This is a genomic window from Actinomadura scrupuli (assembly GCF_050971785.1).
Classification (GTDB): Bacteria; Actinomycetota; Actinomycetes; order Streptosporangiales; family Streptosporangiaceae; genus Actinomadura_E; species Actinomadura_E scrupuli.
In genome coordinates this window covers 969,120-988,540 of sequence record NZ_JBPCCU010000001.1, presented here as the reverse complement: position 1 = coordinate 988,540, position 19,421 = coordinate 969,120, and the positions used below count along the sequence as shown (strand labels likewise).

Below are 19,421 nucleotides of genomic sequence, written 5' to 3'. Positions count from 1 at the left end.
AGTCCCTCATGCCCGTCAACGCCACCGACGACAAGCCGAGCCCGGCCACCACCGGAGCCGGCACCGACCAACCCGGCACCGGGGACGGCGCGGAAACCGGCACCGAGACCGCGGTCGCCACGGAGCCCGAGGCCGAGGCCGCGGTCGCCACGGAGCCCAAGACCACAGCGGACCCCGAGACCGCAGCGAAGCCCGAGGGGGATGCCGAGGCCGGGGAGAAGGCGGGCGGCGCGGTCCGGCGGCTCGTGGCCAAGCGGCCCGGCTGGGCGCTGACCGCCAGGGCGCTGGTCGTCCTTGCCCTCGCCGCCGCGGTGACCACGGCGGCCCTGCAGTGGCACCGGGCCGACCGGCTCGACCAGCGGGAACGTACCCGGCAGCAGGTCGCGGCCCGAGCCGGCCAGTTCGGGCAGGCCCTGCTGAGCTACGACCACACCCGCCTGGACGCGGCGCGTAAACGGGTCCTCGGCATGGCCGCCACGGATTTCGGCAAGACCTACGACGTCGCCTTCACCGGCGGCCTGCAGGACGCCATCACCAAGCTGAAGGCCGATGCCACCGCAACCGTGCGCACGGTCTACGTCAGCGCCGTGGACGGGAGCAACGCCAAGGCGATCGTCGTCATGGACTCGGAGGTGAAGAGCTCCGCCGGCACCCGGCGCGTCCTCGGCTCGTACCTGGAGATGGAGCTGGTGGAACAGCACGGCCAGTGGCGCGTCAACGCGGTCAACTCCATCGGTGCCATCAACGAGAGCCTCACCAAGAACGGCGGCGCACCGGCTCCCTCGACGGCGGCCCCGACCGCCGCCCCATGACGGCCGGGCCATGCCCTGCCGCCGGCCACCGGGGCGCACGCCGCGCCGGGCCGGCCGCACCGGCCGGGCAGGCCACCGCTGGTAACGTCCTGGGATTCCGTTGACGAGTCGCCGGTCCCTGCCGGCACCACAATGGACGAGGGCACCGGAGCGCCAGGAGACGGCGGGAACCATGGCAGCACAGACCGGCGGGCGATCGCGTGTCCGCAAGGACCACGACGAGCGGCGCGAGCAGATCCTGGAGTGCGCGCGGGTCCTGTTCCGCGACCGGTCGTACGAGACGGTCTCCAACACGGAGATCGCGGCGGCGGCCGGGGTGAGCCGCGGCCTGCTCAACCACTACTTCGGCACCAAGCGCGAGCTCTATCTCGCGGCGGTGGAGCAGCTGCTGAACGTCCCGCCGATACCGGTGCCGCCGTACGTGGAGGGGGCCAGCGCCCGGGACCGGGTCGGCCAGAGCCTCGACGGCTGGCTGGAACTGCTGGAACGCAACTCCGAGACCTGGCTGGCCGCGATGGACCGGATGGGCGCCGGGGGTGATCCGCAGCTCGGCCTGCTGCTGGACGAGGCCCGTGAGAAGGCCGTGGACCACATCACCGAGGTGGTCGGGCTCCGGCCGGCCGCCCACGACCACCCCGAGGTGCGCGCCGTGCTGCGCGCCTTCAGCGGCATGGCCGAGGCGACGTCGCAGGAGTGGCTGAGGCGCAGGCGGCTGACCCGCGCGCAGGTCCGGACGCTGCTGGAGGAGACCCTCCTCCATCTCATCGGCGAGGTCCTGCCCCAGGTGATCGAGTCGCCGGAGACGTCCCCGCCGGCCGAGCACTGACCCCCGGCCTGGGAGGACTCCCGGCTTTTGTTGACGCATCAGCGTTTATTGCCTAGATTGTTGACGCGCCAACAAACCTACAAGGAGTGACCCCCATGACCAAGATTGCGATCATCCTTGGCAGCACCCGTCCGGGCCGCAACGGCGAGCCCGTCGCCCACTGGGTGTACGACATCGCCAAGCAGCGCAGCGACGCCGAGTACGAGCTCGTCGACATCGCCGACTACAACCTGCCCCACCTCGACGAGGCCGCGCCGCCCTCGCTGGGCCAGTACACCCAGCCGCACACCAAGGCGTGGGCGGAGAAGATCGGCTCGTTCGACGGCTACGTGTTCGTCACCCCCGAGTACAACCACTCCACCTCCGGTGCGCTGAAGAACGCCATCGACTTCCTCTACCGCGAGTGGAACAACAAGGCCGCGGGCTTCGTCAGCTACGGGAGCGTCGGCGGCACCCGCGCCGTCGAGCACCTGCGCCTGGTGATGGGCGAGCTCCAGGTCGCCGACGTCCGCGCCCAGGTCGCCCTGTCGCTGTTCACCGACTTCACCAACTTCAGCCAGTTCACCCCGGCCGCACACCAGACCGAGGCGGTCGGCGCCGTCCTCGACCAGGTGGTGTCCTGGAGCAAGGCGCTCGCCGGCGTGCGGGCCGCCTGACCCGCCCGCCTGGCCCATCCGCCAGGTCGCCCGGCCGCCCGACCCTGGAAGCGCCGGCGGCCGGGCAGACCGGCCCGCGGAGCCGGTCAGGCCCGCTCGGCCGCGAGCCCCTTGAGCAGGCGGTCGAACACCGTGGCCAGCGTTTCGAGCTCCTCGTCCGACATCGGGTCGAAGAAGTATCGAAGGACGGTCTCCGCGTGCTCGGGCGCGGCGCCCTCGATGGCGGCCCGCCCGGCGCCGGTGAGCCGCACCATCGAACCCCGCGCGTCCTCCGAGCACTCCTCACGGGCGACCAGGCCGCGTTTCTCCATCCGGCTGACCTGATGCGACACGCGACTGCGGTCCCAGCCGACCTCGGCACCGAGCTCCCGGGCCCGCAGCACTCCGCCGGGGGCGGCCGACAGCGGCACCAGCAGCGCGTAGTCCGCCCCGGAGAGACCGGAGTCGCGCACGAGCTGCTGCTCCAGCGCGCCGTACAACTCCCGCTGCAGGTCCCGGTACGCCTGCCAGACATTCGCCTGCCGCTCGTCGAGCCATCGCGGTTCCGTCATGACGCCATCGTACTGCTTTTGTTGACGCATCATTAAAAAGGTGCGTAGTTGCGGTTCGGCGGGTCCCGTTCCGGCTGCTCGCCCGGGCGAACTTCGCTCCGGATCGAGGCGTCACACGTGGCGTACCCGGTCCGCCGGCGAAGCCGGGCATCGGTGATGGAGGCAGGGATGTCAGATCCACGACCACGGCCGCTCAGGCCCGGAGACCCCGACCGGCTCGGCTCTTACCACCTGACCGGTCTCCTGGGCGGAACCGAGCAGGAGGCGGTCTACCTTGGCCGGCGGCCGGGCGGGCCACTGGCCGCCATCAGGCTGCGGCACTCGCGGTTCGCCGGCGACGAGCAGGCCACCGCGCGCTTCACCCGGGCGGTCAGCGCCGCCCGGCGGGTGCCCGCGTCCTGCACGGCCCCGGTCCTGGACACCCGGACCAGCCGGTACGGGCAGTACGTGGCCACCGAGTACATCAGGGGCGAGTCCGTCGAACGTCTCGTGACGCGCAAGGGGCCGCTGGGCCGGGCCGCGTTGAACCGGCTCGCCATCGGCACGGCCGCGCTGCTGACCGGCGTTCACGAGGCCGGCGTCGTGCTCCGCGAAATGGCCCCGGCCGACGTCATCCTGGGGCCGGCGGGACCGCGGATCGTCGGCTTCCGATCCGCCGTGCTGCTGGAGCCGGTCGCCGCGCGGTCCGGCGGGACGCCCGGGATCGGCACCGCACCCGGTTCCGCCGCGGAGAGCGGCCCGGCCTTGGACGTGTCCGCCTGGGGCGCCCTCATCATGTTCGCCGCGACGGGCGTTCCGCACCGGCCCGGCGCCCTCCAGACGGACCCGGCCGGGACGCTCCTGCCGGAGCGGCTGCGCAGCGCGGTCGCGACCGCCCTCGACGAGCGGCCCGGGCGGCGGCCCACGTCGGTCAGCCTGCTGAGAGCCCTGCTCGCCGAAGACTGACGCCACGGCTCCGGCCGGTGCCACCGGGCATCGTCTGCGACAATGCTCCCCGGTAGCCTTCGATCCCCGCCGTGCCCGCATCCACGGCTCGCCGGCCGCCAAGGTGGGCGCAATGTTCGTATGGCTGTTCATCGGCGTCCTCGGCATCGCGTTCATCATCGGAGCGGCCAGGGAGCAGCGCAGGCTACGAGTGATCAGCAATGCCGCCACGGTCCGCTGTGCCGACGTGGCCGGACGGGCGACGGCCACCGACGGGCTCTGCGAGGTGGCCGGCACCACGGAACCCGGCCCGGACGGCGTGCTCGAGGCTCCGCTCAGCGGCCTCCCGTGCGTCTGGTACCGGGTACGGATCCTGGACCGGCCCAGGCAGCGCTTCGGCGGCAACTTCGTCAGACTGGCCACCCCCGTCCTGGACGTCTCCTCGCCCGCGGCCTTCGGCCTCCGGGACGGCTCCGGCCGGGTGCGGGTGGTCCCGGAGAACGCGCACGTGGAGGCCGGCCGGCCGGCGCTGGTGGAGACGGAGCCGGTGGTGCTGGTGGACGGTGAGCCGGAGCCGGGCACCTTCGGCGGCAGCGCACGGCCGGTCCTCGGCCCCGAGGTCCGGCTCAGGCCCGGCGGGCGCTACAAGTACCACGAGTGGCTGCTGCCTCCGGGGTCCCCGGTGTACGTCCTGGGCCGCGCCGCGCTGGATCCGGAGACGGGCGAGCCGGTCATCCGCCGGCCGGAGAGCGGCCCGTTCCTCATCGGCGCCGGAACCGAGGCGGAGGTCGTCGCCCGGATACGCCGGAACGTGCTGCGGGCCTACGGCTGCGGAGGCGTCATGGTGGTCGTCACGTTCGGCATCCTCATCACCAACGTGACCCTGCTGCTGCTGGACTGAGCCGGCGTCCGTCCCCGTGACGGGCTCACTCCGGCCACGGCAGCCAGGCGCGGAGCCGGAAGTCGCCGCCGAGAGTACGGCCGTGCTCCAGCCGCCCGCCGACCAGGTCCACGCGTTCGCGCAGGCCGATCAGGCCGGCGCCCGCACCGGGGAACCGTTCCGCGGCCACCGCCGGGGACAGCGCGTTGCGCACCTCGACGGTGAGCTCGGCACCGTCCGAGCCGCCCACGGTCACCAGGACGCCGGCCGTGGGCGCGTGCTTGCGGGCGTTGGTGAGGGCCTCCTGGACGATCCGGTAGGCATGGCGCCCGATCCGGGCGGGCACAGTGGACAGATCACCGATCCGGTTGTCCAGGGTGACCGGCGTGTCGGCCAGCACCGATTCCTCGATCAGGGCCGGAAGTGCGGTCAGCGTGGGCTGTGGACGCTCCTGGTCCTGGGCGTCGGGGCTCTCGCGGAGCACCCCGATCACCTCTCGCAGGTCCTCCATGGCCTCGTAGGCGCACTGCCGGATGACTCCGGCGGCGCGCGTCTCCTCCGCGGAGGCGCCCGGGCGGAACTCCAGCGCGCCGGCGTGCACGGCCAGCAGGGAGATCCGGTGCGCGAGGACGTCGTGCATCTCCCGGGCGAGCCGTTCGCGCTCCAGGAGCCGCGCCTCCTCGACGCGCAGCCGCTGTCCCTCCTCGGCCTGCCGGGCCCGGTCCCGCAGCGAACGGACGAGCAGGCGGTGGGATCGGACCAGCATGCCCGAGGTGATCAGCACGGCGTCCAGCAGCACGACCACCACCAGCGCCTCCACGTACTGGCGCGTCGTGGCGGCGTCGAGCGGGTAGAGGACGAGGAGCGGGGCGAGGTGCACCGTGGCTACCGCGGCGGTCACCCGCCACGAGCGGCGCAGCGCGACGTTGAACACGGCCACGAAGGTCACACCGAAGGCGACCGACGAGATCAGCGTCCCGGCGAGGATCAGGGCCAGCGCCAGCCAGACCGGCCGGCGCCGCCGCAGCAGGAGCCCCAGGCAGGCCAGCCCGCCGACGATCAGATCCAGGAGGAGCGGGGGCATCTCGGACTGCGGCTTGTCGGCCATCGTGGCCAGCAGGAAGAGGACCCCCAGCGCCGCACCCGCGGCGAGGTAGCCGACGTCGACGGCCCACGACCAGGTGCGGCGGGCGGCACGCCCCCGCCGTGGCGGGCGCCCGGCCAGATCCTCCGACGTGACGCGCGAGTCCAGCACCCGGTCTCTCCCTCGTCTCACTGCCGGCCACGCTACTTCCCGAGGGCACCGTCCCGGCAGTGGCCAGGGGTCTACGCAAGTCTCGACTTTGGTCTAGGCGAAATGGCACGTCGGCCGAAGCCCCGGCCGGCCCGCGGCCGGAAGACTCGTGATCATGACGAATACCGCCCCCATCACGGCCGAAGAGCCCGACCGGCCCGACCGGCTGACCGGCGACTCCGCCGGCGGCCGTCCTGACGACCATGCCGGCGGGCTCGCCGCACGGGCCGAAGCGGTCACCAAGGCGTACGGCAGCGGCGACGCCAGGGTGATCGCCCTGGACGGCGTGACGCTCGGCATACCCCGCGGCCGGTTCACCGCCATCATGGGACCGTCCGGTTCCGGGAAGTCCACGCTGATGCACTGCATGGCCGGGCTGGACACGGCCGACACCGGGCGGGTGCTGATCGGCGAAGTGGACCTGACGCGGCTCGACGACAGGCGGCTCACCCGGCTGCGCCGCGACAAGGTCGGTTTCGTCTTCCAGGCGTTCAACCTCGTGCCGACGCTCACCGCGCTGGAGAACATCACGCTGGCGATGGACATCGCCGGCCGCCGGCCGGATCAGGGCTGGGTGGACTCCCTCATCGACACCGTCGGGCTGCGCGACCGGCTCCGCCACCGGCCCGCCGAACTCTCCGGCGGGCAGCAGCAGCGCGTGGCCTGCGCCCGGGCACTGGCGAGCAGGCCCGACATCGTCTTCGCGGACGAGCCGACCGGCAATCTCGACTCGCGTTCCGGTGCCGGGCTGCTGTCCTTCCTGCGCGACTCCGTACGGAAGATGGGGCAGACCATCGTGATGGTCACCCACGACCCGGTGGCCGCCGCCTACTCCGACGAGGTGGTCTTCCTCGGTGACGGGCGGATCGTCGACCGGCTGCCCGGCCCGACGGCGGCGAAGGTGCTGGAGCGCATGAAGGGCTTCGAGCCCGCCGAGGGAGGCGCGGCCCGATGATGACCAAGCTCACCCTGCGCAGCCTGGCGGCGCACAGGCTGCGGCTCGGGCTGACGGCGCTCGCGGTGATCCTCGGGGTGTCGTTCGTGTCGGGCACGCTCATCTTCAAGGACACCACGACGCGCAGCTTCGACGGCGTCTTCACCCAGGTGTACAAGGACGTCGAGGTCATCGTCGCGGCGGAGCAGTCGTTCGCCGCCTCCGAGGACGATCCCGCACGCCCGATTCCGGAGTCGGTGCTCACCACCATCAGGACGAAGGTCCCCGGCGCCGCCACGGCCGAGGGCGCCAGCGAGGGCTACGCGGCCATCGTCGGCAGGAACGGCAAGGTCATCGGCGGTGCGGGGATGACACAGCTCGGCGGGGACTGGAGCGACGACCTCGGCACCGAGATGCGGATCGTCTCGGGGAGCCCGCCCCGCGCGCCCGACGACATGGTCATCGACTCGGTGAGCGCGGGCAAGGGCGGCCTCAAGCCCGGCGACCAGGTCAAGGTCCTGACGCAGGGGCCGACCCGGACGATGCGGCTCACCGGCGTCTTCACCCTCGGGTCGTCGGGCGGCCTGGCCAAGTTCCTCACCTACGCGCTGTTCACTCCCGAGACCGCGCAGCGGCTCCTGGTCAAGCCGGGGCACTACTCCGAGATCTACGTCCACGCCCGGCGCGGTGTGTCCACCGAGCGGCTACGCGACCAGACCGCCGCCGTGCTGCCGGCCGGCTACGCGGTGACCACCGGGCAGAGCGAGACCGAGAAGGCCAAGGCCGAGATCAAGCAGGTCTTCGACATTCTCGCGATCTTCCTGCTGGTCTTCGCCGCCGTGTCGGTCTTCGTCGGCTCGTTCATCATCTTCAACACCTTCTCTATGCTGGTCGCCCAGCGCACCCGGGAGCTGGCGCTGCTGCGCGCCGTGGGAGCGAGCCGCCGCCAGGTGACCCGCTCGGTCCTGGGCGAGGCGACCGGCGTGGGGCTCGTCGGTTCCACCCTCGGCCTCGCCGCCGGCGTCGGGCTCGCCCTGGGGCTCAGAGCGCTGTTCACGCTCCTCGGCATCGAGCTGCCCAGTACCCGCCCGGTGCTCGCCGCCCCCACCGTCCTCTGGTCGTACGCGGTCGGAATGGTCGTCACCCTGGTGGCGGCGTACTTCCCGGCCCGGCGGGCGGCGAAGATCCCGCCGGTGGCGGCCATGCGGGACGACCTCGGCCTGCCGGAACGCTCCCTGCGCGTCCGGGCCGCCATCGGGACCGTCCTGATGCTGCTCGGCGCGGGGGCGCTGGCCGGCGGGCTGGCGGGATCGGGTGAGGACGGGGCGAGCCTGGTGGGCCTGGGAGCGGCGCTGGTCTTCCTGGGGATCGCCATGCTCAGCCCGCTCCTCAGCCGGCCCGTCACGGGGGTCCTGGGCTGGCCCTTCGCCCGCCTGGCCGGCACGGTCGGCCGGATGAGCAGGGAGAACACCCGGCGCAACCCGCGCCGGACGGCGGCCACCGCGTCCGCTCTGATGATCGGGCTGGCCCTCGTCGCCATGGTCTCGGTGGTGGCGCAGTCGATGAAGGTCTCGGTGGGCAACGCGTTCGACCGCGGTTTCGGCGCCGACTACACCATGCAGGCGGCCGGCGGTGGCGGCTTCAGCCCGGAGGCGGTCACGGCGGTCTCCCAGGCGCCCGGCGTCAACGCCGTCACGCCGGTGCGATTCGGCACGGTCAAGCTGGCGGGCGAGAAGAGCCCGGTGATGGTCGCGGACCCGCTCGCCCTCGCCCGGCCGATCGACCTCGAGATCGACGGCGGCACCGGCGGGCTCGGCCCGGACGAGCTGCTCGTCCAGCGCAAGGAGGCCCGTGCGTGGGGCTGGTCGGTCGGCAGCACCGTCGCGGGCGAGTACCCCGACGGGGTGAAGGCGTCGTTCCGGGTGGCCGGGATCTACGCCGACAACCAGATGGCGGGCAGCCCGTACATCATGGCCCCGGACGGATACCGGCCGCACGCCGCCGGCGAACTGGTCCAGCTGGCCTACGTCGACGTCCAGGACGGTGCGCGGGCCCGCCGGTCGCTGGAGTCGGCGCTGGCCGCCTACCCCAACGTCACCCTGCTGGACCGCCAGGAGACCAAGGCCAAGGCCCGCGGCGAGATCGACCAGCTGCTCACCATGATCATCGCGCTGCTGGTGTTGTCGATCATCATCGCGGCGCTCGGCATCGTGAACACCCTCGCGCTGTCGGTGATCGAGCGCACCCGGGAGATCGGCCTGCTCCGCGCGGTCGGCATGAGCCGCCGCCAGCTGCGCCGCATGGTCCGGTACGAATCGGTGGTCATCGCCGTGTTCGGCGCCACGCTCGGCCTGACCGCGGGGGTCCTCTTCGGGTGGGCGCTCCAGCGGGCGATGGCGGAGGAGGGCGTCAAGGTGCTGAGCATCCCGTTCGGCCGGCTGGCCCTGTACGCGGCCGCCGCCGCGCTCATCGGGGTCATCGCCGCGATCTGGCCCGCCCGGCGCGCCGCGAGGATGGACGTCCTCCGCGCCATCACCAGGGACTAGCCGATGGAATCAGAGAAGTACGAGGGTGCGACCTTCGTGGCCGCGCCACCCTGGGCGCTGCCCCTGGTGTGGGTCGGGTTCCCCCCGCTGGGCGCCGGAGCCGGATGGCTCCTGAAGGCGGTGGCGGGCTGGGTGGCGGCACTTCGGTGGGCGCCGTTCCGGGGGCCGTTCAAGCTCGTCGATTCGATCCCCGAACCGCAGGTCACGATCGCGGCGCTGATCCTGGGTGGACTGGCCGGTCTGGCGCTCGCCCATCAGGTGGCGAAGGAGAACCTCACCGTCACCGTCTCCGCCGAGCAGGTCGCCCTGGCACGCGGCGGATCCGTACGGGCGATCACGCGGGCGTCGGTCAGCGCCGTCTTCCTCGACGGCAAGCTCCTCGTCCTGCTCGGCCAGGCGACCGAGGAACTGGCCAGGGAACCCGTCGACCTGAGCGCCGACCGCCTCCGCGACGCCTTCCTCGCGCACGGATTTCCCTGGCGGAAGGACGGTGACCCGTACGAGGACGACTACCGGCAGTGGGTGGAGGAGACCGCCGGCCTCCCCCCGGGCGCCGCCGCGTTGCTCAAGGCCCGCGCGCGGGCGCTGGCCAGAGGCGACAAGGACGACGCGGCGGACCTGCGCGCGGAGCTGGCACGGCTCGGCATCGTGCTCCGGGACCAGCGAAAGCACCAGTACTGGCGGCGCGCCGGCCGCCCTCCGGCGGATCCGGGTGGGTGACGGTCGAGGAGGAGCCGCGGGGAAACGGCTGACGCCAGGATCTTTACCATCACTTGGGCGTCTTGTGCTTATTTTGGAGCACATGACTTGGAGGAGGCGGGTGCACTGACCTCCGGGGGGTCAGGTGCTGAACTGGAACCGATCATCACTTTGTGTCCGCACAACGCTGGCGGCGACCGCCATCGCGGCACTTGTGTGCCTCGGGATCGGCGTCTTCGTGCTCGTCCTGGCAGGAGTGGAGAGCGCCGGTGACGCGCGGCAGGACGCCATCGAGGCCTCGGACACGACCAAGTCCCTCCTCAAAGAGAACCAGCTCCCGCCGGTGCTGCACAGCCCGAACAAGACGATCCAGGTGGTGAACGCCCAGGGCCGGGTGGTGTCCACCAGCCACGTACTGCTCGGCAAGCCCCCGATGGCCACCTTCCGGCCGCCCGCCAGCCAGGTGCAGGCCACGCGGACGCTGTGCCCTCCGGTCGGCATGTCGGGCTGCCAGACCGTCCTCGCGGTCAAGTCCTTCCAGCCGGACGGCATCTGGCTGATCTACACCGCGTTGCCGCAGCAGCCCTGGTACGGAACCAAGAGACTGCTGTTCGCAGTGGCCGGCACGGGGCTGTTGATCACCGCACTGATCGCCGCCGGGACCTTCCGGGTGGTCTCCAGGACCCTGGCTCCGGTGGACGCCATCCGCAGGGAGCTGGCGGAGATCACCGCCACCGGTCTCGACCGGAGGGTCCCGGTGCCGAACCACCATGAGATCAAGCTGATGGCCGAGACGGTGAACGACACCCTGGACCGGCTGCAGGGGGCCTACCAGCAGTTACGGCGGTTCACCTCGGACGCCTCCCACGACCTGCGCAGCCCGATCACCGCCGCGCGGGCCCAGCTGGAGGAGGGGCTGATGTACCCCGACGACACCGACTGGCCGCGAACCGCCACCACGGTCCTGACCGGCATGGACCGGCTGCAGGCCATCGTGACCGACCTGCTCACGCTCGCCCGGCTGGACGCCGGCGCGCCCCTCACCCGGGAGCCGACCGATCTCGGGCAGCTGGTCGGCGGCGAACTCGAGCACCACGACTACCGCGTGCCGATCGTCAGCCGGCTCCAGCCCGGTGTCTTCACCGTGTGCGACCGCCTGCGGATCATCCGGCTGCTCACCAACCTGCTGGACAACGCCCAGCGTCACGCCAGGTCGCAGGTCACGGTGATCGTGAAGGCGGACGGGTCCACGGCCGTCCTCGAGGTCGCCGACGACGGCGCCGGCATCGCCCCGGAGTTCCGCGGGAAGGTCTTCGAACGCTTCACCCGGCTGGAGGCCTCACGCAACCGGGACGCCGGGGGCACCGGACTGGGACTGGCCATCGCCCGGGAGATCGCCGAGGCGCACGAGGGCACGTTGACCATCGAGGACAGCGAGCGGGGAGCCCGCTTCGTCCTGCGCCTGTCCCGGTGCGACGCTCCCGCGGACCGGTGATCACCGCCGCGGCCACCGACCTCGCGATCGGACGCCCCGCCGGTCGCCCCGCGGTGGTCAGCGCTCGGATATCGGGTCGAGCACGGGCTTGACGTCGACGATGGGCGTTCCGTTCAGCGCCTCGAGGTTCCGTACGCGCGCCCTGGTGCCGTCGATCGAAACGATCTCCACCCGGTGCAGCCCCACCGGATTCGGCCGGTCGGGCGAACGCGTGCTGAAGACCCCCTGCCGCGACCTCGACCGATCTCCGCGGGGGTGCACGACCAGCGTGGTGCGATCGGCGCGATCCAGCCAGGTGAGCAGGATGACCTCGGCCCCCGGCCGGAGGTCGCGCAGGCCCTCGCGCACGTCCTCCTCGAAGACCAGCCACGCGTCCGGTGACCCCTCGTCGCCCTGCTTGGGGGCCTGGTCGCGCTCGGCCAGCGGGGATTCGACCCGGCCGATGGGCCGTACAAGGAAGTCATCACCGGTCACGAGATCTCGTCCCTCTCCCTCTCGGCATGGCGGGCATGCCACAGAGCCAACATTTCGCCCATGAGCGTAACGTCCACGGACCTGACGGGTGGGCGACCAGGCAGGTGAATCGGGACGAATCCCGGGTAAGGGGCGGAGTCCGATCAGTAGAAGGGACATCCGTGGCTGAACAGGTGCCGCCCGAGGCGCGGCCGCTTCTGCTGGAGGACCCGGCCACGATCGGGGACTACCGCGTACTGGGCCGACTGGGATACGGCGGGATGGGCGCGGTCTACCTGGCCGCGGACGCAACGGGCGCCGCGGACGCCGCGGGCCCAGGGCCCGGCGGCGGCGCGGGGCCGATGGTCGCCATCAAGACCCTGCACCCCTGGCTCGCCGATGACGAGGCATCGCGGTCACGGTTCCGGGCGGAGCGGGATTTCGGGCGCCGGGTGTCGTCGTTCTGCATTCCGCGCGTCCTGGACGACGACATGGACGGGCCCCGCCCGTACATCGTCACCGAGTTCGTCCGGGGTCTCTCGCTGGCGGAGCACGTACGGTCCGGAGGGCCGCTGACCGGGGACTCCCTGGAGGCCGTGGCCATCACGGTGGCGGCGGCGCTGCTGGCCATCCACACCGCCGGGCTGGCGCACCGTGATCTCAAGCCGGCCAACGTGCTGCTGTCCCCGGACGGCCCCAAGGTGATCGACTTCAGCATCGCGAGTGATCTGGAGTCCACCGACAGGCTCACCCAGACGAACGTCGTCATGGGCAGCCCCGGCTGGATCGCGCCGGAAAGGCTGACCGGGGGGCCCGGCTCCTACGCCTCGGACGTCTTCGGCTGGGGCTGCGTGGTCGCCTTCGCCGCGACCGGGCTGCCTCCCTTCGGCTCCGGCACGGCGCTGGAACGCACCGCACTGATCCTCGGCGGCCGTCCCGAGCTCGACGGACTGCCCGGGCCATGGCGGCGCCTGGTGACCTCCGCCCTGGCCCAGGATCCCGACGCACGACCCGACGCCGACGAGCTGCTGCGCACTCTCCTCGCCTCCCGGGGACCCTCGGCGCACCCGCACGGGGCCGCCGACGTCATCACCACTCTGTGGACGCTTCCGGCGCCCCCACCACGGTCGGCCGCGGAACCGCCGTCCGGGCCGTCACCGGCGCCACCACCGGAAACCGTGCCCGCGGCGCCGTCCGGGCGGCGGAACACGGTGACCGCATGGGCGGTCACGGCCGTCGCCGTGACCGTCGCCATGGCGGCGACGGTCGGCGGCACGGGGGCCCCGCCCTCGCCGGAAGGATCGGCCACCGGCATCCCCGGCTCGAAGCGGTCACCCGCCGCCTCGGCCGGAACGAGCCGGAGTCCCGCCGTACCGGCGCGCTCACCCGCGCACGGTCCGACGGACCCGATCCAGGAGGCCACGGGCGCCCGGGTGCCGCCACCGAAGGCCGCGAAGGAGAAAGCGAAGACCAAGAAGCCCAAAGGGCCGAAGAACTCGCACGGCGATGGTCCGTGAGGCCGTGGTCGAGCGGTGTCCGGCCCCGCGCGAGGACCGGTGAGTGTGGGGTGGGTGGGATTCGAACCCACTCAGCCAGCAGCACCTGGGTTACAGCCAGGCCCGACTCTCCAGCGTCGGCGCCACCCCATCTGCGATTCCGCGGGGAAGGCGTCACCAGGCCGCTGCGGCCGCGCCGCTCAGCGAGCGGGAAGCGTGCCGGGACGGGCGGGTGACGCCTGGTGCAGCCGATATCGACGCTGCTCCATGGCCGTCCCTCCGTCCGGTACGGTCGCCGTGCCCCGGCGAACTCCCTCCACAGTGCCAGGGCACCCCTACGGTCACAACGCATTTTCGACCCGGGGTCCGCACCGGCTTGTCCGCCTGGTGGAGCCGCAGACCCGGGCGTCGGCCGCGCCATGGTGTTCCATGTGCTCATGGCAGATTCCCGGCGCTCTCGCGAACCCAGGCCGCACGTGGTGACCGGTCGACCCGGGCGAGTCGTGGCCGGGCGCATCGTGTTGATCGACCGGATCGGCTCCGGCGCGGCAGGCACGGTGTGGCGTGCATTCGACCGCCGTGACGTCCGCTACTGCGCCGCGAAGCTCATACACGCGGAGATCGGCACCACCGCCGCGCTGCGGGCGATCCGTGAGCGTTCGCTACGGATGGCGCATCCACACGTCCTCATCCCGCACGGCTGGTCGGCCGATGACGATGACATGGTGCTCGTCATGGACCTGGTCCACGGTGGGTCGCTGGAGACCTTGATCAACGACTATGGGGCGCTTCCCGCCGCGTACGCCGCACAGATTCTGGCGCAGCTTCTCGCGGCTCTCGGTCACGTCCATGCCGAGGGGGCGGTCCACCGTGACGTGAAGCCGGCCAACGTGCTGCTGGAGGCGACCGGCGACGGACCGCCGCACGCGCGCCTGATCGATTTCGGAGCCGCGCTCCATCCCGACGGCCGGCGCTTCACCACGACCGGCTTTGTGGTGGGCACGCTCGGCTATGTCGCGCCCGAGGTACTCGAAGGAGGCGATCCGGGGCCGCGGCAGGACCTCTACTCCGCAGGCATGGTCGCCTGGCAGATGCTCACCGGGGCCGCCCGGCCCGAGGTCGGACCGCGGTTCGGTTCGGCGCCGGAAGGCGTGCCGCCCGCGCTGTGGTCGGTCGTCGTCGGCCTGTGCGCTCCGGACCCGCATGACCGCCCAGCCGACGCGATGGCCGCGGGCGAGTTGCTGGGCGGCTGCGGGCTGGTACTGGAGTCGCCCACGCGCACGGCCGACGGCGAGGTGATCGAGATCTTCGACCAGCTCGGTCCGCTACCCCAGGGCTGGGAGCCATCGGGGCTCCTGCCGCACGAGACCGGGGCGGAGCGGAGCCGGGGGGCGGAGCCGGTCAGGCCCGCGCCGTCGCACCGTCGGCGGCTCGTCGCCGCCATGATCGTGGTGGCGGTGGGCGTGCTGGCGGTGGGCGGCGTGCTGGTCGTCCGAGACCCCTCGGGTCGCGGGTCGGGCGTGCAGCCCTCTCCCTCTCCCGCCTCCGTGCCGCCGATGCAGAGCTCATCGCCGACGGAGGGGACGCGGCCCGACGACCGTGCCGGCGGTCCCTGCGGTTGGCAGGACGTCGGAACCGTCGAGACCACGGCGGACGGCCGCCGGGTGCGTTGTACGTTCCGTTCCGGCGGCACCTACTACTGGCGGCAGGTCGGCTGACGGACCCACCGCCCCGGCTTGGCCGTGCGGCTGCGTCCTGCGGTGGCAGGACGCAGCCGCACGGCCGTTCTCCACAGTTCGCGTGTCTCATGAGACATCGGCCCGGGTCCCGGCCGGTGCCCGATGACCACGGCGCGCGAGCTGATCGAGTCCTTCGACCCTGACGACGGCTTTCTTCTGGCCGACGGTTTCGACGAGGCGATCTTGGGAGTCGTGTCGGGCTGGTGGGCAGGGAATCACAACCGTTCAGTGATCCTCTACGACTACGAGAAATGCGTTCAGGTCCTCGTCGGCGAGGGCATGGACGAGCTCGAAGCCCACGAATTCATCGAGATGAATCTCGTTGCCGCCTATGTGGGTGAGGGGACACCGGCGTTCGCGATGGTCTACCGGCAGCCGACGATCATGCCGTTTGATCTCTGAGGTCGTCTTGTTGTCGGGCTGCCTTCACCGTCGCCGGGGCTGCCAGTTGCTGTGGTCACCGACCGTCGTGGCCCTGGTCAGGCTTCGTGGTCGACGCGTCGGATCTCCAAGCGGGCCACGGATGTTCCTGCGAGTATCCAGATCTGATCGTTGGAGGCCATGGTCAGCGCTCGGATGGTCTGATCGTCCATCCACTGCGTGACTGCCGTCGTGGACACGGTGTCCCAGATCCGCACGGTCGTGTCCTGGCCGCCGGTGGCGAGGAGAGTGCCGTCAGGGGTGAAGGCGACCGCGTTGACGGGGCCCGTGTGACCCTGGAGCGTGGTGTGCTGGCCGGAGACGAGATCCCAGATGCGCACAGTGGTGTCCTGGCCGCCGGTGGCGAGGAGAGTGCCGTCGGGGCTGAAGGCGACCGCGTTGACAGGGCCCCAGTGACCCTGGAGCGTGGTGCGCTGGCCAGAGGTCAGGTCCCAGACATCGATCTTGCCGTAGCCAGCGCAAGCCAGCTGGCTGCTGTCGGAGCTGTAGGCCAGCGCCTTGATCCAGTCGTCGGATCCCTTGAGGATGGTGTGCTGGCCGGTCGTCGGATTCCAGATCCGCACCGTCCTGTCGGTGCTGCCGGTGGCGAGGTGGTTGCCGTCGGGGCTGTAAGCCGCTGAGAGCACCTGGCCGTCGTGTCCAGTGAGGATGGTTGATCGGCCGGTCGCCAGGTCCCACACCTGAACCGTCCGGTCGCTGACGGGAGTGCTGAGGTCCACGTCGTCAACGCTGTAGGTCACCGCGATCGGCGAGTCGACGTGACCGGGAAGGGCGGAAGCCTGTCCTGTCGTCAAATTGATCGTCAGAGGGCTCGTGAGCGTCCGGCCGCTCGTCGCTAGTCGGCTTCCGTCGGGGCTGAAGGCGATGACGGTCACCGTCTGATTGCTTGCGGGGAGAGTGGTGTGCCGGCCATCTGGATCACGTATCTGAATCGTCGAGTCGTCATGGCCGATAGCGATGCGGCCGCTGTCGGGATGGAGCGCGAGTGAGGTCGCGCGAGCTTGCTCGGGCGCGAGGTGGTCCACCGCGTCCGTCGCCCACACTCGGATCACCGAGTCCTCGCTTCCGGTGGCGAGTCGAGATCCGTCAGGGCTGAAGGCGATCGACGATATCGGCCCGAGGTGCCCGATGAGCGTGCGGTACAGGCCGGAGGCCAGGTCCCAGATACGGACAGTCTGGTCCTCGCTTCCGGTGGCCAGCAGGGCGCCGTCGGGGCTGTATGCCACTGCGGTCACGATGCCGTTGTGTCCGGTAAGAGTGGTGTCCTGGCCTGTGGTCAGGTTGTATACGGAGACAGTGTGGTCGAAGTGGCTGAAGGCGAGGTGGGTTCCGTCCGGGCTGTAGGCCATTGAGGGAATCCAGCCGGATCGCTGGGTGAGCGTGAAGTTCCGGCCGTCGTGCGGACTCCAGATCTGTATCCTTCCGTCGCTGCTTGCAACAGCGAGGTGCCTTCCGTTCGGGCTGTAGGCCAGTGAGCAGATCCAATGGGACCGCTGACCGAAGACGGGGCCCCGGCCGGCCCCCGCGGCTGTCGAAACGGACGGCTGGGCGAGGGTGAGGTACCGGCCACTGGACAGGTCCCGTACTCGTACGGCTCCGCTGTCGTTTCCAGCGGCGACATGGCTCCCATTGGGGCTGTGGGCCACTGCGGTCACTGGGTCCTCGCGGCCAGTGAGGGTGGTCTCCTGCCCGGTGGCCAGGTCCCACAGCCGTACCGTCAGGTCTTTCTCCACGACGGTGAGCTGGGTTCCGTCCGGGCTGTAGGCGACCGATCGCACCTGGTCGCTCTGTGCGCTGACGCCCTCGCCGGTGGCCGGATCCCACACCCACACGGTTCCGTCGTGGCTTCCCGTGGCGAGGTGTGCGCTGTCGGGACTGAAAGCCACCGACGATACGCGTCCGGCGTGAGCGGGCAAAATGTGTTCGAGAGGGCTGGTGACGGGGGTGAGGGAGCTTGGGGTGAGGGGTGCGATCCATCGCCCGCTGTGGGATGGGGTGAGGCCGGCGGCCCATGCGTTGATGGTGGAGTCGGGGTGGCCGAGGAGCCGCCCCGCGAGCTGGCTCGTGAGAAAGCCGGGACTGACTGCGAGCGCTCTGGCGGAAATGGCGAGCGCGCGACAAATGGCCCGGGTCAGGGGAGTAGGGGCCTCGGCGTAATCGACGAGGAGTTCGGGGAGGCTCGCCGTGGAAATCCGGTGGAGCATCCAGCGCGGATCGGCAAGGAGGTCCGCGAGCGGGTCCGTTTCACCGGCTTGGTGGAGGTGCCAGGCGAGGTTCTCCGAGATGTAGCGGTCTTCCCTGGCCGCGTCGACCCATCCTGCTGGATGCCGGGTCTGCCAGCCCGTGATCAGGCGCCGATGGGCGTTCTGGAGGTCGGGGGCGTCGGGATGCTGGCTCATCGCGTCGTACTGCAGGTCGTGCGCGATGAACCAGTCGTCGCTGTCGGAGAGCAGTGAACGGCCGCAGAACTCCTCCAAAGCCTCGGACAGCGCATAGGGATCGGGCAGGGAATCGGCCCATAGCGCCTCGGCAGCCGAGCGCGGAAAGGCTCCCCGGCCGGCGAATACGGCAAGTTCCAGATAGCGGTCTCGCAAACGCCCACCGATTCTCGCCTCACCGGGCGTCTGGAGGGGTAGATCGTCGATTCCAGCGTCGATCGCGGCTCGCAGAGTTCCGTATCGGTAGACCGGGTCGAACTGACCCGAGATCCGCTCCAGGTCGCGGTCCACCAGCGCGATTACTTCCTGCGCTGACCGGCCTCGAGCGATCATGGCCCCGGCCATGGCAATTCCGAGCGCGAGATCTCCCAGCCGCGCGCACAACGCCAGCGCGTCTGCTTCCGACACCGGCCGGTCAGAAGTCCAGCGCTCAAGAAGCGCCAGCGCCTGCTCCCGCGTCAGTTCATCCACGGCGATCTGCCGGGCGTTCACCGCCCGAGCCAGGTCGCGATTGCGGGTGGTGAACAGCAAGGACGTGGCCCCGAGGCTGGTGAAAGCACGCAACAAAGCGTCATTCCATACGTCGTCCAAGACGATCAGCAGCCGCGAGCCACCCAGCAGTGCCGTCACCGCGTCTCGTGCCTCACTTACGCTCGGATACACGGCACTCTCATCGCCGAGCCGGTGGCCCAGCTGCATGAGCAGGGACAACGGATCCACCGACGGTCCGGCGGCCAGCCAGGTCACCTGCCTGAAGCGACCACGAAATCGCCCCCTGATCAACGGAGAATGCGCTGCGGCGGCCGCCAGTGTGGACTTGCCCGTTCCGCCCAGGCCGACGAGTGCCACCGTTCGCGCCCTGCCCCGAAGCGCCGAGCCCACCATCGCCAGCAGCTCCGGGCGGTCCACATACCGCGGCTCCAAGCGCGGAGGCTCACCCCAGAACCCCGCGCCACCGGCCAGCGCACGCCTGCGCGTGCCGTCCCGCCAGGCCACGATCGACTCGCTGACAAACGATCCGGCTGCCCCCGCCGCGATCGCGACCACCACGGCGAATGGCTGCCGAACCCACGACGGCCAGCTCTCGGGAATCCAAGCACCCGCAGCTGCCAGCGCGCCGCTCGCCACCACGAGGAAAACCCACCACGCCACCCGGCGCCGACGCCCCATCACCTCAGAATCGACCAGCTCCGCCGGCCGAGCCACCCAAGCCAGCGAGTGAGCCCTGATCGTGACC

General features: G+C 71.2%; 16 protein-coding genes and 1 tRNA gene. 12 read left to right on the top strand and 5 right to left on the bottom strand.

Annotated features, from left to right (window positions below; genetic code table 11):
* The first annotated feature begins 8 nt into the window (after positions 1 to 8).
* The 3 genes from ACRYCC_RS04570 to ACRYCC_RS04560 all read left to right on the top strand — a co-directional run bounded on the left by ACRYCC_RS04570 (position 9) and on the right by ACRYCC_RS04560 (position 2,294).
* Positions 9 to 812 carry a hypothetical protein gene (locus ACRYCC_RS04570; protein ID WP_433809004.1) on the top strand — a complete coding sequence of 268 codons (804 nt, stop codon included), beginning with the start codon at positions 9 to 11 and terminating at the stop codon, positions 810 to 812.
* A gap of 172 nt (positions 813 to 984) precedes the next feature.
* Positions 985 to 1,638, top strand: a complete 654-nt coding sequence (locus tag ACRYCC_RS04565) for a TetR/AcrR family transcriptional regulator (RefSeq protein ID WP_433809002.1) — start codon at positions 985 to 987, stop codon at positions 1,636 to 1,638.
* A 95-nt stretch (positions 1,639 to 1,733) separates the two neighbouring features.
* On the top strand, positions 1,734 to 2,294 hold the full coding sequence (locus ACRYCC_RS04560; protein WP_433809000.1) for an NADPH-dependent FMN reductase: 561 nt from the start codon (positions 1,734 to 1,736) through the stop codon (positions 2,292 to 2,294).
* An 86-nt stretch (positions 2,295 to 2,380) separates the two neighbouring features.
* Here ACRYCC_RS04560 and ACRYCC_RS04555 read toward each other — a convergent pair whose 3' ends face one another.
* On the bottom strand, positions 2,381 to 2,845 hold the full coding sequence (locus ACRYCC_RS04555) for a MarR family winged helix-turn-helix transcriptional regulator (protein ID WP_433808998.1): 465 nt from the start codon (positions 2,843 to 2,845) through the stop codon (positions 2,381 to 2,383).
* A gap of 168 nt (positions 2,846 to 3,013) precedes the next feature.
* On the opposite strand from ACRYCC_RS04555, the gene ACRYCC_RS04550 reads away from it, so the two are divergent.
* Positions 3,014 to 3,790: a protein kinase family protein gene (locus ACRYCC_RS04550; protein WP_433808996.1), complete on the top strand. Its 777-nt coding sequence runs from the start codon at positions 3,014 to 3,016 to the stop codon at positions 3,788 to 3,790.
* A 112-nt stretch (positions 3,791 to 3,902) separates the two neighbouring features.
* Positions 3,903 to 4,670, top strand: coding sequence for a GIDE domain-containing protein (locus tag ACRYCC_RS04545; protein ID WP_433808994.1), 768 nt, complete (start codon positions 3,903 to 3,905; stop codon positions 4,668 to 4,670).
* 25 nt (positions 4,671 to 4,695) lie between these two features.
* Here ACRYCC_RS04545 and ACRYCC_RS04540 read toward each other — a convergent pair whose 3' ends face one another.
* Positions 4,696 to 5,925: a sensor histidine kinase gene (locus ACRYCC_RS04540; RefSeq protein ID WP_433808992.1), complete on the bottom strand. Its 1,230-nt coding sequence runs from the start codon at positions 5,923 to 5,925 to the stop codon at positions 4,696 to 4,698.
* A 133-nt stretch (positions 5,926 to 6,058) separates the two neighbouring features.
* Here ACRYCC_RS04540 and ACRYCC_RS04535 point away from each other — a divergent pair, with 133 nt between their 5' ends.
* The 4 genes from ACRYCC_RS04535 to ACRYCC_RS04520 all read left to right on the top strand — a co-directional run bounded on the left by ACRYCC_RS04535 (position 6,059) and on the right by ACRYCC_RS04520 (position 11,617).
* Positions 6,059 to 6,898 (top strand): ABC transporter ATP-binding protein, encoded by an 840-nt coding sequence (locus ACRYCC_RS04535; protein WP_433808990.1) that lies wholly within the window; start codon positions 6,059 to 6,061, stop codon positions 6,896 to 6,898.
* Positions 6,895 to 9,423 carry an ABC transporter permease gene (locus ACRYCC_RS04530; RefSeq protein WP_433808988.1) on the top strand — a complete coding sequence of 843 codons (2,529 nt, stop codon included), beginning with the start codon at positions 6,895 to 6,897 and terminating at the stop codon, positions 9,421 to 9,423. Before ACRYCC_RS04535 ends, ACRYCC_RS04530 begins: the two co-directional genes overlap by 4 nt.
* 3 nt (positions 9,424 to 9,426) lie before the next feature.
* Positions 9,427 to 10,143, top strand: a complete 717-nt coding sequence (locus ACRYCC_RS04525; RefSeq protein ID WP_433808986.1) for a YqeB family protein — start codon at positions 9,427 to 9,429, stop codon at positions 10,141 to 10,143.
* A 193-nt stretch (positions 10,144 to 10,336) separates the two neighbouring features.
* Positions 10,337 to 11,617: a sensor histidine kinase gene (locus ACRYCC_RS04520; RefSeq protein WP_433808984.1), complete on the top strand. Its 1,281-nt coding sequence runs from the start codon at positions 10,337 to 10,339 to the stop codon at positions 11,615 to 11,617.
* 57 nt (positions 11,618 to 11,674) lie between these two features.
* On the opposite strand, the gene tsaA is transcribed toward ACRYCC_RS04520, so the two are convergent.
* Positions 11,675 to 12,091, bottom strand: a complete 417-nt coding sequence (gene tsaA, locus ACRYCC_RS04515) for a tRNA (N6-threonylcarbamoyladenosine(37)-N6)-methyltransferase TrmO (protein ID WP_433808982.1) — start codon at positions 12,089 to 12,091, stop codon at positions 11,675 to 11,677.
* Positions 12,092 to 12,252: 161 nt separating this feature from the next.
* Between tsaA and ACRYCC_RS04510 the strand changes: the two genes are divergently transcribed.
* Positions 12,253 to 13,587 (top strand): serine/threonine-protein kinase, encoded by a 1,335-nt coding sequence (locus tag ACRYCC_RS04510; RefSeq protein ID WP_433808980.1) that lies wholly within the window; start codon positions 12,253 to 12,255, stop codon positions 13,585 to 13,587.
* A gap of 46 nt (positions 13,588 to 13,633) precedes the next feature.
* On the opposite strand, the gene ACRYCC_RS04505 is transcribed toward ACRYCC_RS04510, so the two are convergent.
* A tRNA-Tyr gene (locus ACRYCC_RS04505) sits at positions 13,634 to 13,716 on the bottom strand.
* A gap of 329 nt (positions 13,717 to 14,045) precedes the next feature.
* Here ACRYCC_RS04505 and ACRYCC_RS04500 point away from each other — a divergent pair.
* Positions 14,046 to 15,284, top strand: coding sequence for a serine/threonine-protein kinase (locus tag ACRYCC_RS04500; RefSeq protein ID WP_433808978.1), 1,239 nt, complete (start codon positions 14,046 to 14,048; stop codon positions 15,282 to 15,284).
* A 123-nt stretch (positions 15,285 to 15,407) separates the two neighbouring features.
* Positions 15,408 to 15,707, top strand: coding sequence for a hypothetical protein (locus ACRYCC_RS04495; RefSeq protein WP_433808977.1), 300 nt, complete (start codon positions 15,408 to 15,410; stop codon positions 15,705 to 15,707).
* Positions 15,708 to 15,784: 77 nt separating this feature from the next.
* Here the strand turns inward: ACRYCC_RS04495 and ACRYCC_RS04490 are convergent, their stop codons facing one another.
* Positions 15,785 to 19,354, bottom strand: a complete 3,570-nt coding sequence (locus ACRYCC_RS04490; protein WP_433808975.1) for a WD40 repeat domain-containing protein — start codon at positions 19,352 to 19,354, stop codon at positions 15,785 to 15,787.
* Between the last annotated feature and the right edge of the window lie 67 nt (positions 19,355 to 19,421).